At 38.7% G+C, this 15,271-nt stretch carries 14 protein-coding genes, 1 pseudogene and 1 riboswitch; of the genes and pseudogenes, 5 read left to right on the top strand and 10 right to left on the bottom strand.

What is annotated here, in order from left to right; translation table 11 throughout:
- Window positions 1-192: 192 nt before the first annotated feature.
- Complete coding sequence (locus QFZ28_RS17705; RefSeq protein ID WP_307197057.1) at window positions 193-999, bottom strand: histidinol-phosphatase; 807 nt, start codon at window positions 997-999, stop codon at window positions 193-195.
- 182 nt (window positions 1,000-1,181) lie between these two features.
- Here QFZ28_RS17705 and QFZ28_RS17710 point away from each other — a divergent pair, with 182 nt between their 5' ends.
- The gene (locus QFZ28_RS17710) at window positions 1,182-1,616 is read left to right on the top strand and encodes a hypothetical protein (RefSeq protein ID WP_307195867.1); all 435 of its coding nucleotides are present in this window, start codon (window positions 1,182-1,184) and stop codon (window positions 1,614-1,616) included.
- A gap of 29 nt (window positions 1,617-1,645) precedes the next feature.
- On the opposite strand, the gene QFZ28_RS17715 is transcribed toward QFZ28_RS17710, so the two are convergent.
- A complete protein-coding gene (locus tag QFZ28_RS17715) occupies window positions 1,646-3,472 on the bottom strand; it encodes an APC family permease (RefSeq protein WP_307195868.1) in 1,827 nt (608 codons plus the stop codon).
- Window positions 3,473-3,596: 124 nt separating this feature from the next.
- A riboswitch (cyclic di-AMP (ydaO/yuaA leader) is annotated at window positions 3,597-3,739 on the bottom strand.
- Between the two features lie 81 nt (window positions 3,740-3,820).
- On the opposite strand from QFZ28_RS17715, the gene QFZ28_RS17720 reads away from it, so the two are divergent.
- Both QFZ28_RS17720 and QFZ28_RS17725 read left to right on the top strand, forming a co-directional pair.
- Complete coding sequence (locus tag QFZ28_RS17720) at window positions 3,821-3,949, top strand: bacitracin ABC transporter ATP-binding protein (protein WP_307195869.1); 129 nt, start codon at window positions 3,821-3,823, stop codon at window positions 3,947-3,949.
- A gap of 131 nt (window positions 3,950-4,080) precedes the next feature.
- The gene (locus tag QFZ28_RS17725) at window positions 4,081-5,400 is read left to right on the top strand and encodes a YheC/YheD family protein (protein WP_307195870.1); all 1,320 of its coding nucleotides are present in this window, start codon (window positions 4,081-4,083) and stop codon (window positions 5,398-5,400) included.
- Window positions 5,401-5,420: 20 nt separating this feature from the next.
- Here QFZ28_RS17725 and QFZ28_RS17730 read toward each other — a convergent pair whose 3' ends face one another.
- Window positions 5,421-5,663 (bottom strand): glutaredoxin family protein, encoded by a 243-nt coding sequence (locus tag QFZ28_RS17730; RefSeq protein WP_307195871.1) that lies wholly within the window; start codon window positions 5,661-5,663, stop codon window positions 5,421-5,423.
- A 21-nt stretch (window positions 5,664-5,684) separates the two neighbouring features.
- Window positions 5,685-6,182 carry a metallophosphoesterase family protein gene (locus QFZ28_RS17735; RefSeq protein WP_307195872.1) on the bottom strand — a complete coding sequence of 166 codons (498 nt, stop codon included), beginning with the start codon at window positions 6,180-6,182 and terminating at the stop codon, window positions 5,685-5,687.
- A gap of 226 nt (window positions 6,183-6,408) precedes the next feature.
- Here QFZ28_RS17735 and QFZ28_RS29830 point away from each other — a divergent pair.
- Window positions 6,409-6,621, top strand: a pseudogene (locus QFZ28_RS29830) (phosphatase PAP2 family protein); the annotation flags it as partial.
- A gap of 9 nt (window positions 6,622-6,630) precedes the next feature.
- On the opposite strand, the gene QFZ28_RS17740 reads toward QFZ28_RS29830, so the two are convergent.
- The 6 genes from QFZ28_RS17740 to QFZ28_RS17765 all read right to left on the bottom strand — a co-directional run bounded on the left by QFZ28_RS17740 (window position 6,631) and on the right by QFZ28_RS17765 (window position 14,654).
- On the bottom strand, window positions 6,631-7,407 hold the full coding sequence (locus QFZ28_RS17740; RefSeq protein ID WP_307195873.1) for an alpha/beta fold hydrolase: 777 nt from the start codon (window positions 7,405-7,407) through the stop codon (window positions 6,631-6,633).
- A gap of 130 nt (window positions 7,408-7,537) precedes the next feature.
- A complete protein-coding gene (locus QFZ28_RS17745; RefSeq protein ID WP_373428085.1) occupies window positions 7,538-8,875 on the bottom strand; it encodes a YjiH family protein in 1,338 nt (445 codons plus the stop codon).
- A gap of 130 nt (window positions 8,876-9,005) precedes the next feature.
- Window positions 9,006-10,013 (bottom strand): agmatinase family protein, encoded by a 1,008-nt coding sequence (locus QFZ28_RS17750; RefSeq protein WP_307195874.1) that lies wholly within the window; start codon window positions 10,011-10,013, stop codon window positions 9,006-9,008.
- Entirely contained in the window at window positions 9,985-11,283 is a 1,299-nt protein-coding gene (gene hutI / locus QFZ28_RS17755; protein ID WP_307195875.1) for an imidazolonepropionase, read from the bottom strand. The genes QFZ28_RS17750 and hutI overlap by 29 nt, the downstream gene beginning before the upstream one ends.
- A 12-nt stretch (window positions 11,284-11,295) precedes the next feature.
- Window positions 11,296-12,969 (bottom strand): urocanate hydratase, encoded by a 1,674-nt coding sequence (hutU, locus tag QFZ28_RS17760; protein ID WP_307195876.1) that lies wholly within the window; start codon window positions 12,967-12,969, stop codon window positions 11,296-11,298.
- Window positions 12,970-13,169: 200 nt separating this feature from the next.
- Window positions 13,170-14,654, bottom strand: a complete 1,485-nt coding sequence (locus QFZ28_RS17765) for a helix-turn-helix domain-containing protein (RefSeq protein WP_307195877.1) — start codon at window positions 14,652-14,654, stop codon at window positions 13,170-13,172.
- Between the two features lie 204 nt (window positions 14,655-14,858).
- On the opposite strand from QFZ28_RS17765, the gene QFZ28_RS17770 reads away from it, so the two are divergent.
- Window positions 14,859-15,251: a VWA-like domain-containing protein gene (locus QFZ28_RS17770; protein ID WP_307195878.1), complete on the top strand. Its 393-nt coding sequence runs from the start codon at window positions 14,859-14,861 to the stop codon at window positions 15,249-15,251.
- Window positions 15,252-15,271: the final 20 nt, after the last annotated feature.

A 15,271-nucleotide genomic window follows, 5' to 3' on the forward strand; every position in this document is an offset into this window, starting at 1 on the left:
GAGTCCAATTATCAATGGAGTTGAATTCAATGATGAGAGTAGGCAGCGCCTTTGTATTTCTTCTCATGTATTCTCGTACCAGGAAATCCGCGAAAATCTTGTTATTAAAAAACTAGCAATAGCACGAAAAAAATGTAATGGACATCATTTCCATTACATTTTTTTCGTGCCTGTCACCATTTATGCATTTATTCATAGTTTTGCTGCATATCTCTCTCTTCCTTTAAAGTACACCCATTCTTTGAAGCCTATTTCTTTGAGGCGTGCTTGGACGATTTCGAATTCGTCTCCGACTCGTGCTGGGTCATGGGCGTCTGATCCAAAGGTGACTTTTACTCCGTGATGGAGTGCCATTTCTAAAATGTCATCGGCTGGATACCAGCCCCCCACGTATTTGGTTTTTCCTGAAGTGTTAATTTCAATAGCAACATCGCATTCCGCTATGACCTTTAGAGTGTGTTCAACTGCAGCAGTTTGAATCTTTGAAAAGTCAGGATAGAAGCCTTTCATAGCATCAATATGACCAAGAATTTGATACATGCCGCTGCGCGCTGATTGTTCAATTAATGAATAATAGGTTTCTTTCGTACGTATTTGTTCTTTAGAACTCAGCCCTTCCCAGCGGTCCTTCTTAAAAATGCTCACCCCATCTACATGATGAACAGACCCTATAATATAATCAAATGGATATCGTTCAAAGTACGGACGATATTTGTCTACATCTTCAGGAAAAAAATCTGCCTCAATTCCTAACAGAACATCAATTTTTCCAGAGTACTCTTGTTTTAACTTCAGGACTTCCTCCACATATTCCGGAAATTGACTTGTTGCCATAGTTATGTGAGGAAAGGGATGGTCTTCTTTACTAGAAAAATACGGGGTATGGTCCGAGATTCCGATAATATTTAACCCCTTTTCTATACCGGCTTCGATATAATCCCGAATGCCTCCCCTTGCATGACCACACCGCTCATGATGTGTATGTAAATCAAATTTCAACATAATATTTATCACCTCGCCATATTTTCCCATACTATCGTACTTTCAATCAAATCCACATTACTAAAAGTTTAATTCTAATAATGGTATTAATTGTATTTTCCATTTTACTCCATTACTATCCAAACCAAAAGACAAGCTATTACATATATATAAGGAAAAGTGTGAATAAGAGGTGTTTTATGGAAAGTTGTAATTGTCGTGCAAAAGTAACCGCTACCGCTGTACCGGTCGAAACCTTAATCGATCGTTTTACATCCAGCGGCATAATTACTGTATCTGCACGAATTTGTGATGTTAATTGTACAGCCAATAACAGTTTTATTTCCATTCTTTATGGTGACAATATGAATCAAAATAATAGCTTTGTTTTTAAATCCGCTGCACACGATTTACCAACATATGAACCTGTATCCGGAGGCGGTATGGGTATGATTGTAACAGCGGAAGGACAAGCCTCTGGAGTAAACTTTCATGATAATGCCGTTCTATCAAACATCCATTTTCTTCATGAGACCATCATCGGCACTGCCATCTGTTCCATCTCTTTAACTGCAAATTGTCGGACTTTTGAAGTTCCCGGATGTATCTTCACTAATCCTGAAAACAAAAAATGAGCAGCTTCTATAATGGAAGCTGCTCTTGGTTATTTTTTTAAATGATATGGTACTGTTGTGATGATAACGTTTCTTTTATATAAAAGGTATGCTTTAATTAATAAGCTTGATTGGTTGTGAAGGATATTGTGCCAGCCTTTTTTCGGTATGAACTGTGGAATAATCACCGTTACCCTGTAGTTGGCTTCACTTGCTTTGTGCTGCACCGTATCAACAAATTTAGTTAAAGGTTGAATAATACTCCTGTAATGAGAATGAAGGGTTACAAGTCTTATATCAGGCTGCCATTTATTCCATTTTTCTTCGAATTTTTTCTCATCATCACGCTCAAAGGAAACATAAACTGCAAGGACTTGATCCGCTCCAAGCGATTTTGCATAGTTAATTGAGTTTTCTACCACTTGCGTAATCCCTGCAACAGGAACAATAATTACGTTCCCTTCAATTGGCACTGCAGGCTCGTCGCAATTTAATCTAAGCTGCTCCCCCACTGCTTCATAATGCTTTCTGATTCGGTAAAACACGAACACAATCACTGGTAAGAACACTAAGACTGGCCAAACTTGCGCAAACTTAGTTAAAAAGAACATGATCGTTACAACAAAGCAGATAACAGCACCTATCGTATTAATGATAAGCTTAGACATCCAGCCCTGCGGCTTTTCACGAAGCCATTTTAACATCATCCCCGTTTGGGACAAGGTAAACGGAATAAAGACTCCTACCGCATATAGTGGAATTAAGTGCTCCGTTTGTCCTTTGAAAAAAATGATTAGCAAGATTGAAGCTAAACCTAATGTTATAATTCCATTAGAATACCCTAATCGGTCACCTCTTATTTTGAACATTCTAGGTATAAACTTATCATTCGCTAGATTTACTGCCAGCAATGGAAAAGCTGTGTATCCTGTGTTTGCAGCAAGAATTAAGATTAAAGCAGTTGTTCCTTGTATAAAGAAATACATAAAGTTTCGTCCAAATGTTTGCTCCGCAATTTGAGAAACCACTGTAACCTTTTCATTCGGAGTAATACCATAGTAATAGGCTAACAATACAATTCCCGAAAATAATATCGCCAGTAATCCTCCCATTGCGGCTAAAGTTTTAGCAGCGTTATTTGGAGCTGGATCTTTAAAGTTAGGAATTGCATTCGAAATTGCCTCAACTCCGGTAAGAGCTGAACTGCCTGAAGCAAATGCCCTTAAGAGCAAAAATAAAGATATCCCTGCAATAGGAGTTCCAATTGGTGTATGCAATTCTGGCGGAACCTGCCCGGTTACAATATTAAATATTCCTACGCCAATTAAAATAAATAAAGCGAGAACGAATAAATAGACAGGATATGCTAAAATAGAAGCAGACTCCGTTACACCTCTTAAGTTTAAAGTAGTGATTAATATGACAAAAATAATCGCAATACCCACATTATGGTCATGAAGTGCAGGAAAGGCTGATGTTATCGCATCTGTTCCGGCTGACACACTAACTGCCACCGTTAAGATATAGTCAACAAGTAGTGAACCTCCCGATATTAGCCCATAATTCACACCCAAATTTTCCTTTGACACCACATAAGCTCCTCCGCCATGCGGGTAAGCAAATATTATTTGTCGATAGGATAAAATTAAGGCTACTAATAAAACTAAAACACCGAATGCGATCGGAATAGAATACCAAAATGCCGCAGCACTAACTGTTACGAGCACGATCAGTATCTGTTCCGGACCATACGCCACCGACGATAATGCGTCTGACGAGAGAATTGCCAGCGCCTTTGTTTTATTGAGCTTTTGTTCCCCTAATTCTGTTGACTTTAAAGGTCTGCCAATTAATAATCTTTTGACCGAAGAAACCATTGTTTGCACCACCGAATTTTCTATAAATTTATGTAATTCAACTAAAAGGCACAAAAAAAATGCCCACAAGTCAAAGTTTAATAGACCTGTAGACATTTAAAAATCAGTCTCACAAGCTCCACTTTTTCCTTCTCATTAACGCTTACGAGGTTAGCTGTCGGATTCGGGCCATTGAGTAGCCCTACCTATTAAAGGATTCACCCCTTGGATATACTTATCCATATGAATGGTTCCCCCGCACCAATTTGGTCTCAGCGATTTAGAAATATGAAACTGTGATTATCATACTCCTGTGTTTCTTAAATGTAAATCAAAATTTTTTTAAAAATAAAGATTGGAGAATTATATATGTCTAAAAAGAAAAAGCCGCTATTATCAGATGAATTTTTAGATGAATTAGCTAATGAAATCAATGAGCTATATGGACGCCCTGCTGAAGAAAACGAAGATATAAATAAACATCAACAAGATGATTAAGCATCCCGAACATATTTCGCAATAACAATGGTGCACTTGTCCAAATTGTAAAAAACCCCCCATTTCTAAGACAACCTTAATGATTTGTACATATAATAACTTATCCAATATTATGGTTGGGGGGAATAAAAATGGATAATGTTATTCTGCTATCAAGAAACACCTCTAACAGAGGGATTTTAACGTTACATCCCAAGTTAGCAGAATCAATGGGAATTACTCAAATTACGGCTAGAAAAATCAGATTTGGAGCAAACACCTATCAATCTATTGTAGACATTTCTGATGAACTGCCTCTAAATGGGGCAAGCCTATCTGAAGATATTTTGGACATGCTGAATATACCACAGCATTGCAGCCTTGAAATCAAGCAGAATGGCAACGAACTACAAATTGGTCCCTTTATCGGTTTACTTGCAGGTTATTATCAAAGCTCGATTAAGAAATATCTCGATCATCTTCGTGACTATGTTTTACTTTATCGTGAAATTAAGGGTGCCATCCTTGTCTTTTCTCTTGACCATGTTGATAAAGTCAACCATCTCGTGAAAGGCTATCTGTATAATCCTCAAACAAAACAATGGGAAGAAGGAACCTATCCATATCCAGCCTCTATTTTTGTGATGACTTCTTCGGTGAGCACTGCCTGGATTCAACATTTTAAATCGATTATCGGGAATGCCATTTTTAATGATTCCTTTCTTAACAGATGGAGTATTCATAAGAAATTGGTAAATTCTATCGGGGTAAAATGTTATCTTCCCGATACAAATCTTTATGGATCACCACAAGATCTATACTACTTTTTAAAGAAATTTCCTAATTTAACGGTGAAGCCTATAAACAGCGCCAACCGACAGACATATAGAGTATTACTAAAAGATTCAAACTCTCTCGTTATAACGAATTTAGCAAATATGGAATCAAAGAATTATAGATTTAATAATCGGGACCAAGCCTATTCTATCTTTAGTAAATATTTTAAAGAGGGAGAAAACATCATCCAAGAATCCATTGATGTAACAGGCTATCGAACCATCACTATAAGGTTTATTACGGTTAAAAATCACTCAGGTGAATGGCAGGTAATGGGTTCGTTTACGAGAGGCGACCAATCGGTAAAAAATGATGGCAGATTACTGCCATTGGTGAAATTTGAAAAAGAAATCGTAAGAGATTTCTTGCAGCAAAGTGATTTGCATGCTTCTTTAACCTATGAGGAACTGCACCATATTGCCATTGATTGTGTAAAAGAAATTGAAGGTATGGACGTACATTTTGCAAACGCAGCTGTTGATATTACGGTAGGAGAATTAGGTGATATTTGGCTTACAGAAATTGACCATTGCAACCCATCACACGATATTGCGTTAGTAGCAGGATATCCGGGGCTTTACTATGAAATTTTAAAAACCAATATGCTTTATGGTAAAAAACTAGCCGGTTTTTAACCGTTAAAAAAAGAGCTAATTTAGCTCTTTTTTACTGTTTCGATAATTTCCTTTAATTTATTCGTAAATCCCTTTACAGCTTTATTTCCTAACACCGTTACTGGAACGCCTAGATAGCCGTACTTTTCCACTTCTTGTTGATATTCCGCGTTAATTGATATATCTCTAACTTGAAAAGGAATGCCTTCCTCAGTAAGTACTTTTTTGACCATCGTACACTCGATACAGTCGTTTGTCGTATAGACAATAACTCCTTTATCCATTGGTTCCTCTCCTTCCAACCGTTACTGCTGTTCATTAAAAAAAATGTGTTCTGCCGTTATTTTATCACTTAAGCTAATTACCCCAAAGGAAAATAACTTTTGTCTTCTTTTGTCGGTTGGCGAACCGGGGTTAAAAATTAATAGATCCTCTTCATACCTCTTGACAGGAATATGAGAATGTCCAAAAATTATACAGTCTACTTTCTCCCCTTCAAATGCCGCAATGGCACGTTTCTCAGTTGTTTTTCCCTTCCCATGTCCATGTGTAATACCAAATCTAAAACCGCCCGCTTCCACAATCTTTTTTGGTGGTAATAATCCGATTATTTCCTCATCATCCACGTTCCCATAAACACCCTCAACGCTTGCATACGACAGCAGCTCATGATAGATATCAATTATTTGCCAGTCTCCCGCATGTATGATGAGTTCGACATCCTTTAATTCTTCTAATAACCTAGCAGGCAATCCTTTTTTTCTTTTTGGAAGATGTGTATCCGAAATTACGACAATTTTCATACCTATTCCTCTCTATTTTCGAAAAACACTCAATTCTTCTTGGCGGTATCGATGAAAATCGCTTTTTCCCGCCTTTATTACGACAACAACAATTGACAACACAGCACAAGAAATGTCTGTTCTTGCGCTTTCCCAAGAAATAGAAAAATTTCTCGAATTTTGTAATAATTAAATCAGACTCTCTGTTTAACCGAGCCAATTAACTACGGAACAGAAATCACGTTTTTACAAACTCACATTAGGTCTTATACTGTCCATCTTTGCTTTCCTAGCAGAGCTATCACATATTTGGATGGGACAGCATTATCCTTCAGATATTATAGGCAGTACTTTAATAGGAAGTATAGTTGCTACAGGTGTTAACCTATCTTCGAACCTTTGGAATCCTTTAATAACCCGAGTTATCCATGCCAACGATCGTTTCATATTTTTAAAATAATTTTAGGATTCAACTCTTATTGTGTAAGTGCACAAAATCTATTATTAATTGATTCAATTGTGGCGTTGCTTTTGTGGGTATTTGATGTTTTTCATTAGATAAAAACTTTAATTCATTATATCGCAATTTTTCGTGCAAAAGTTTAGCATATTGATGAAATGATTTGTCTTTCTCACCATAGATCAATAATACGGGTAGTTCAATATTTTCTAGCTGTTCCGTACAATTATATTCCAAACTATATTGAAAATATTGATTAATATTTTTGACGTCACCTTTTTCGGCTGCCCAGTACAATGTTTTAAATGTCTCCATTGAATCAGCATTACCAATAGTAATCGCTTTAGCCAGGATAGAAAAAGTAGCTGGATTTGCGAGTTTGATGGATAAAGAAATCCTCTTACGATTGTAAAAATCACTTGCTTCCGACATTCCGCTGACTAAGATACTTCCAAATGCTCTGTCTGGATAAGTCAGCATAAACTCCAAAGCCACGGAGGAACCAGTTGAATAACCGCAAAGAAATGCTTTTTCTATTCCTAAATAATCTAAAAGATGAGTTATATCCTCTGCAATTAAGTGATAAGTAATTGGCTTGAGAGAATACTGGCTCCTTCCATGTCCTCTTATATCAAAAGAAATAACTTTAAAATACTGAGAAAGTTCTTCCATTTGATATCTGAAATTTTCGCAGGTAAGTAAAGGAGGATGAATAAAAACTATGGGCAATCCATTTCCTTTAACATTATAATATAAGCTGACACCTTTCAAATCCAGCATTGGCATTGATTAGTTCACCTCAAAAAAACATGATGAATAACTTAACTTGTAGTCGAAAAATTATTCCTTTTGTTATTATGTATCTTTTCATAATAAAAAACTGTTCCCCCAATTAAAAAGGAACAGTTATTTTATCCTAAAGAATTAAATAAGCAATAGGTGCTGTAAGGAGAATGGTGAAAACTACCCTTTCGAACCAAATGACGACGAGCTTTCCGATCGTTAGTGGAATTTCTGTCGATAAGATACATGGTACTACGGCAGAGAAGAAGATAATGGATGATACTGAAACAACAGCGATCACAAATTTGGTAACAATAGCTGCCTTGGTAACTAACAACGCCGGCAAGAACATTTCTGCAATTGAGACAGCGCTTGCTTTTGCAGCAAGCATTGGATCTGGTAATTGAACGAGTGCTGTGAAAGGATAAAAAATATAACCCAGCCAATCAAATACAGGTGTAAATTCAGCCAATATTAGTCCAAGTAACCCAACAGACATGATGGATGGCAATATTCCCATCGTCATGATAAAACCATCTTTAAGGTTGTCCCAGATATTTTTGCCTAAGCTTGAAGATTGGTCAGCAGTAATCATTGCTTCTTTCCATGCTGTTTTAATACGATCCTTCTTGATAATGACCTCTTCGTCACCCTCCATATCCTGGTAGTAAGAGTCGCTCATTTTATTCAGCGGCCAGATTCTAACAGTAATAGCCGTTACGAGGAAAGTCACTACAAAGGTAACCCAAAAATATGCGTTCCAAACCTCCATAAGATTCAAAGTTTTCGCGACAACGATCATAAAGGTTGCCGAAACAGTTGAAAAACCCGTTGCAATTATTGCAGCTTCTTTAATTGTATATTTACCTTCTTTAAAAACCCTGTTAGTAATTAAAAGACCTATGGAGTAGCTGCCTACGAAGGAGGCTACCGCATCAATGGCTGATCTTCCTGGTGTTTTCCAAATCGGTCTCATCACAGGCTGCATGAATATTCCAATAAATTCGAGCAAACCGTAACCTACTAGGAGAGCAAGAAAAACCGAGCCAATTGGTACTAACAGGCCAACAGAAATCACGAGTTTGTTAAACAGGAATGGTGCCATATTAGGATCAAAAAACCATTTAGGACCAAAATTAAAGACGAGCATGATAGCAGCAACTAATCCAAACAATTTCAAAATTGAAAAAACAGTAGTTACAACATCCTTATTCCAGGACCTCGTCACAAAGGGATATACAGCACCTAACAAAATCACCAATAATGCATAATATGGTAAGACACTAGGTACAGCAAGTTGAATATATGAAACAAAATGATCCAGCATAATCGAAGACTTTCCATTCAAAGTAACAGGAATAAAAAATACAAAAATACCAATCGCACTAAAAACAAAAAATTTCATAACATTCAACAAATTACTATTCTGCAATTCTGGCTGCTGCACCTGTTGTAACGGTCGATTTTCCATACCCAATCCCCCTTGTTCAAATTAATTCCCTTAGCTCATTATTCGCACCCTCCGTTTGTCCACCCAGGGTGGACAAATGTATTTTAGCGGTGCCTGTCACCATTGCTAGCAATTTAGTATCACCTGCTATCTAGTTGCTAGCACGTTGTCGAAGCATGACTCCTGTTAGGAAAGTAAGGAATACGTGGGTTCCTAGTTTAACTGTTGCCTGGGCATTTGTGTCTTTTAATGGATCAAGACAAACGATGTCCATTGCTTTGACTTTTGGATGCTTCGCTACTTCTAGTACCCCTTCTAGAAGTTCTGCGGTCGTCATGCCCCCCGGTGTTGAGGCCGGTACGCCTGGAGCATAGGCAATATCCAGAACATCCATATCTACAGTCAAATATATGGTATCCACCTTCGAAGATAACTCGTCTAAACATTGTAGAACTGTCTCTTCTATCCCCTTTTTTCTTGCCTGACGAAGTGTAAAATAGTTGACTCCTTTTTCATCTGCATACTGTTTTAAATCCTTCGTATTAAAAAAACCATGCAGACCAATGTTGTACATATTCCTGCCTTCTACTACACCGCTCTCGATTAAATTGCGCATAGGAGTCCCATTTGAAGGTCCATTATCGGACATGTCTCTCAAGTCAAAATGAGTATCAAATTGCAGGATTCCTATTCTTTCAGACGGATTGGCCTTGTGCATTCCTTTCACCATCATCGCTGTAATCGAATGATCGCCGCCAATGGCACACACCTTCGAATTTCGGAAATCACCATGAATAGCAGCTGAAGCCTCGACAATATTTTCATGGCATTTACGAATATCTGTGACGTGCATTGGAACATCTCCAGTGTCAAGAACCGACATTTCAGACAAATCAATATCATCATCTAGATTATAAGTAGCAAAGCTCCGCCAAGAACGTCTAAAGGCTTCGGGAAATTCAGATGCACCTGAGGCGCTAATAGATGACCGAGATAAGGGAACACCGAGGATTACCACCTCGGCGTTTTTAGCTTCTTCGGGGTCAGTTATAGCTGTTATGGGCTGTATCCATTCATGAACTTTACTCATTACCCCGTTTTCTGGTTGTACCCACATAAAACTAGGAGGGTTAATTTTTGGATAAAGAAAGCTCTTCAAGTAATTGACCTCCCTTTACTACTACCTTTCCGGACTTCACGACGGTATGCGTATGATTCACTCCGTAGGAGTATTGAAGTTTCATATAATTATCCACATTAAAAATTGTAATATCTGCCTTTTTTCCAACTTCTAAACTACCTATTTCTCGACCTCGATTGATTGCATGTGCAGCATTGATTGTTGCAGCGGTAATAACCTCAGCTGGCGTCATTCCCATTTTCAAGCAGCCCAGATTCATAATAAACGGTAATGACACTGTTGGTGAGGAACCAGGATTACAATCGGTCGACAATGCGACAGGCACCCCAAGGTCAATCATTTTACGGCCATTTGCGGACTCAGCCATTAAAAAGTATGCCGTCCCCGGAAGTAATACACCTACCACACCTTTTTCAGCCATTGCTTTCATCCCTTTTTCAGAGGCCCTTAATAAATGATCAGCTGATATCGCTCCAACCTCGGCTGCTAGCTCAGCTCCTTCATACGGTTCAATTTCATCCGCATGAATTTTCGGTATCAGCCCGTGTCTCTTACCTGCCTCCAGAATTCGCCTTGATTGCTCTGGGGTAAAAACACCATGCTCACAAAAAACATCATTGAATTCTGCTAATTCCATCTCAGCTACCTTTGGAATCATTTCATCAATCAGCAAATCAACAAACACATCAGGATTCTCTTTATACTCTTTTGGTACAGCGTGAGCGCCCATAAAGGTAGGAACTATATCAATGACATGCTTTTCGTTTAGCAATTTGGCAACTTCAAGCTGTTTAAGCTCCGTTTCCCACTCCATACCATAGCCGCTTTTGGCTTCGACTGTTGTCACACCGTGGCGTAAAAATTGATTTAAGCGTTCAAAGCTTTCTTTGAAAAGCTCTTCATGAGAGGCAGTCTTTGTCCTTCTAGTCGTGGCATGAATGCCGCCGCCGCTATTCATAATTTCCATGTAAGTGGCACCTTGAAGCCTCATATTAAACTCATTTTCCCTGCTTCCTGCAAAAACAAGGTGGGTATGAGGATCGACGAGACCTGGTGTGACAAGCTTCCCACTTGCATCCACTACTTCTACCTCACCCAGGCGCTCTTTATATTTCTCAAAAAGGACCTCATCTTTTCCAACAGCACAAATGACTCCGCTTTCAATCCAAACACTTCCATTTTCAATAATACCAAGTTCAGACATCGCTTCCTTGACAAGGGGAGCATGAGAACTCCCCTGTAAAGTCACGAGCTGAGAAGCATTTCTTATAAAAATTGGTTTAACCAACCCTATCACCTCTTAGTCTTGATTCAACATTGGCATTTTGATGCCTTTTTCCCTTGCAGTCTTAATTGCAAGCTCATACCCTGCGTCGGCATGTCGAACAACGCCCATACCAGGATCTGTTGTTAATACTCGTTGCAAACGGATGTCTGCGTCCTTTGTACCATCTGCTACAATAACCATTCCGGAATGCTGAGAATACCCCATTCCTACACCGCCGCCGTGGTGAAGTGACACCCAGCTGGCACCGCCGACTGCATTGATCATGGCATTAAGAATTGGCCAGTCAGAAACCGCGTCACTCCCATCCTTCATTCCTTCTGTTTCCCGATTTGGAGAGGCTACCGAACCCGCATCTAAGTGATCACGTCCAATTACAATCGGTGCCGATACTTCACCTGAAGCAACCATGTCATTGATAATTTTACCTAAGCGGGCACGATCTCCATATCCAAGCCAACATATACGAGCGGGAAGCCCTTGGAAGCTGATTTTTTCCTGTGCCATTCTTACCCACTTACACAGGTGCTCATCATCCTTAAATTCACGAAGCAGGACTTCATCAATTTTCCGAATATCCTCAGGGTCCCCTGACAATGCCGCCCAGCGGAAAGGTCCTTTTCCTTCGCAGAATAATGGACGGATATAAGCTGGAACGAAGCCGGGGAAATCAAACGCATTTTCTATTCCCTCATCCTTCGCCACCTGACGTATGTTGTTGCCATAATCAAAGGTTATGGCACCTTTTTGCTGCATGGTCAGCATTGCCTTTACGTGGATTGCCATGCTTTGTTTTGAAAGTTTTACATATTTAGAAGGATTTTCTTTTCTAAGAGTGGCTGCCTCTTCTAAACTAAAGCCTATAGGAACATAACCATTTAACGGATCATGAGCAGAGGTTTGGTCTGTTAGGACATCCGGGTTAAACCCTTTTTCAATCATAATTGGTAAAATTTCAGCTGCGTTTCCAATAAGACCAATGGAGAGCGGCCTTCCGGCTTTCTTTGCTTCCTTTGCAAGATTAATAGCCTCTTCTAAATTGCTCGTTTTCACATCAAGGTAGGCGGTTTCAATCCGGCGGTCAATTCTTGTTTCATCGACGTCAATTGCTAGACAAACACCATCATTCATTGTCACAGCTAAAGGCTGTGCTCCTCCCATTCCCCCAAGTCCAGCAGTTAAGGTAATGGTATGCTTTAATGAACCGCTGAATTCCTGACGAGCCAACTCTGCAAATGTTTCATAGGTTCCTTGGACAATTCCCTGCGTTCCAATATAAATCCAGCTGCCTGCGGTCATTTGTCCGTACATCATTAATCCCTTTTTATCTAACTCGTGGAAATGCTCCCAGTTCGCCCAAGCAGGTACTAAATTCGAGTTTGCCAGTAATACCCGTGGTGCGTCCTTATGGGATTTAAAAATAGCCACAGGTTTCCCAGACTGAATTAACAGTGTTTCATCATTTTCTAGTTCAAGCAGTGATTTGACAATCGCGTCATAAGATTCCCAGTTCCGTGCAGCCTTTCCGATTCCTCCGTAAACCACTAGATCCTCTGGCCGCTCCGCTACTTCTTGGTCAAGATTGTTCATCAGCATCCGAAGTGCGGCCTCTTGAATCCAGCCTTTAGCATGTAATTCAGTCCCTTTATAATTGTTAATTACTCTTGATTTTGATGTACTAGCTTTCATACTATTCACTCCTCTATGTCTTTTTATCTCCCCTTTATTATAAAATTAAAATCTTTTGAAAAATACAAATCATTCATTAGAAAAGTAGCACTATATATTTGTATAACTCGGTTATTTTTAGCCTAAAACTAGAATATTTTTAGAAAATGGTAATTTTTTTAGAAAAAAATAAGATTCAGCTAACACTGAATCTCTTCAACTTATCCTTTTTTTATCCGAAACTCTCTTGGCGAAACCCCGACTATTTCCTTAAAAGTTCTACTAAAGTAGTTCGGATTATGATAACCAACTAAGTGGGAAATTTCCTTTACCGGCTTACTTGTCTCAAGAAGGTATTTTTTCGCTTCTTTTATTCTTATACCTGACAGGATTTCCGTAAAACTGCGGCCTGTTTTTGTTATTAGCAAATGACTAAAATAGGAGGGATTCCTGTCGACGTATTTAGCAACATCCTCTAGCTTTAGGTCATGGTTTGAAAAATGGGACTCAATATAGGAAATACCACGCTCGATTGAATCCTGTTTCCCCATCTGTTGGCTGGAGTCAGCACCTAAAAATATCTTTTGGATAAACAAGATTAGATTTTGTACGGACCGATATAGAACACTATCATACAAAATCGAATGAAAGATATCTCTGTACTCTTTTTCATAGCTATGTTGTTCATCTAAATCATAGGTTTTCATGAATCGTCTTATTTGGGCGAGAATACTCGTCAGCCGAATTCTTACCAATCCCGGATCGGGATACGGATCCTCTAATTGGAGAAATTCATTGTATAACCATGTTTTTATCCCTTCTATGTCATGATTTGCGAGCATGTCCACCCAAGCTCTTTGTTCCGGAGGAGTCAAAAAAGGATCAATATGTACCCAGTCGGCCGTAAACGTAAACTCAACAATTTGCCGATAACCATGATAATAGGTAAACTCTAGCATTTTCTTCGTTTCTAGAAACTTTTTATTGAGACTGATGTGTGGTGACTTTTCGTTCCTGATAACAATTGCAAGCGGATCAGAGAACTCATCTTCCCATTTTCTCATCGCCTTTTGACATTGCTCTTTACTATTTTGGCAGGTTTTCTTAAATAGAAGAACCACCCTATCGCTTAAAGGGTAAATACCATGTAGTTCCTTGAAAGGAAAGTCTGCTAAGAAGGAAAATAACATTCCAACATTCTTACTATTTTCTACTTTAATCGCAGCGATGATAAAGTCTTCATCTAAAAAGGCCGAATCGGAAATAAACAGTGACTCATATGTTGAATGGCTGTGAAATTCAGGAATGGCTCTCTCTTTAGAATCATGTTTTTTATCAAGTGCTTTTGTCGCTTTTTGATAAGCAGATTTTACCTTAGTTGCAGAAAACGGTTTGATCATCAACTCCAAAGCTTGAAGGTCAATCGCCATCCTAGCCTTTTCAAAAGTAGACTCTGCACTCGTTAACAACAGAATAGGCTGATAAATCTGCATTAATTCTCGGAAGGTAGTCCAATTCTCCCGGCTAACCATATCCAGTTCTAAAAGGATGATATCTGGGGTTTCTTTTTCAAAGGTAACGATAAAATCCTGGAAATTAGAGGCTAGTAGAATCCTCGTTACAGGAATGGAGGATGATTTTAATAGCCATTTTAGTCCTTCTCGTTCATTTAAATCACGATCCGCAATCATCCATTTCCCTTCCATGATACTCTCCCCCAACTAAAAATAGTGCTACTAATATAATAAAAGTATACATCCTATGCAGGAATCTTCAAGCATCATTACTTCTTATATCTTATTCATGAATTACAATAAATTTAAATCGAATTCATAGGTTCATTATGAGCATAATAATTTTTGTGACTATTGAAGAGAGGGGAAGATACAGACGTGAAATGGCACAAAAATTTGCTTAAAATTATACAGGACCGCAAAGGTAAAAAACTTGCTTTAATCGTAGATACCTCAACAACTGAAACAAAAACTGACCTCATCGCAAACATTGTAACTTTTTTCAAAGAACTTACTCCTGAAACAACTCTTGTTCAAGCTGATTTCAAAATCCGCAGTACGAATCTGATTACAGAAGGAACGGAAATTAAATATCACACACACGGTAAAGCTTCCTACACCTTGGCATTGGAATGGGCGGAAGAGGAGAACATCGAAACGGTTTTCTATATCACCGATCTGACTGGCTTTTTACCGGAAGACATGCAGGTGCCTTATGAGGTGTATTGGCTTGTGCCGACTGAATTCGTTCCAAAAGCGCCATTTGGAAAGGTTATGAAAATTGTGTAAGCCTAAAAAAAGAAACTCCT

This window comes from Neobacillus niacini (assembly GCF_030817695.1).
GTDB lineage: Bacteria > Bacillota > Bacilli > Bacillales > Cytobacillaceae > Neobacillus > Neobacillus niacini_F.

Excerpts from the sequence above, each read along its gene's own strand:
- QFZ28_RS17710 (WP_307195867.1), top strand. The coding sequence starts at position 1,182 with ATGGAAAGTTGTAATTGTCGTGCAAAAGTAACCGCTACCGCTGTACCG.
- QFZ28_RS17765 (WP_307195877.1), bottom strand. The coding sequence starts at position 14,654 with ATGGAAGGGAAATGGATGATTGCGGATCGTGATTTAAATGAACGAGAA.
- QFZ28_RS17715 (WP_307195868.1), bottom strand. The coding sequence starts at position 3,472 with ATGGTTTCTTCGGTCAAAAGATTATTAATTGGCAGACCTTTAAAGTCA.
- QFZ28_RS17720 (WP_307195869.1), top strand. The coding sequence starts at position 3,821 with ATGTCTAAAAAGAAAAAGCCGCTATTATCAGATGAATTTTTAGATGAA.
- QFZ28_RS17740 (WP_307195873.1), bottom strand. The coding sequence starts at position 7,407 with ATGCCAATGCTGGATTTGAAAGGTGTCAGCTTATATTATAATGTTAAA.
- QFZ28_RS17725 (WP_307195870.1), top strand. The coding sequence starts at position 4,081 with ATGGATAATGTTATTCTGCTATCAAGAAACACCTCTAACAGAGGGATT.
- QFZ28_RS17745 (WP_373428085.1), bottom strand. The coding sequence starts at position 8,875 with ATGGAAAATCGACCGTTACAACAGGTGCAGCAGCCAGAATTGCAGAAT.
- QFZ28_RS17735 (WP_307195872.1), bottom strand. The coding sequence starts at position 6,182 with ATGAAAATTGTCGTAATTTCGGATACACATCTTCCAAAAAGAAAAAAA.
- hutU (WP_307195876.1), bottom strand. The coding sequence starts at position 12,969 with ATGAAAGCTAGTACATCAAAATCAAGAGTAATTAACAATTATAAAGGG.
- QFZ28_RS17730 (WP_307195871.1), bottom strand. The coding sequence starts at position 5,663 with ATGGATAAAGGAGTTATTGTCTATACGACAAACGACTGTATCGAGTGT.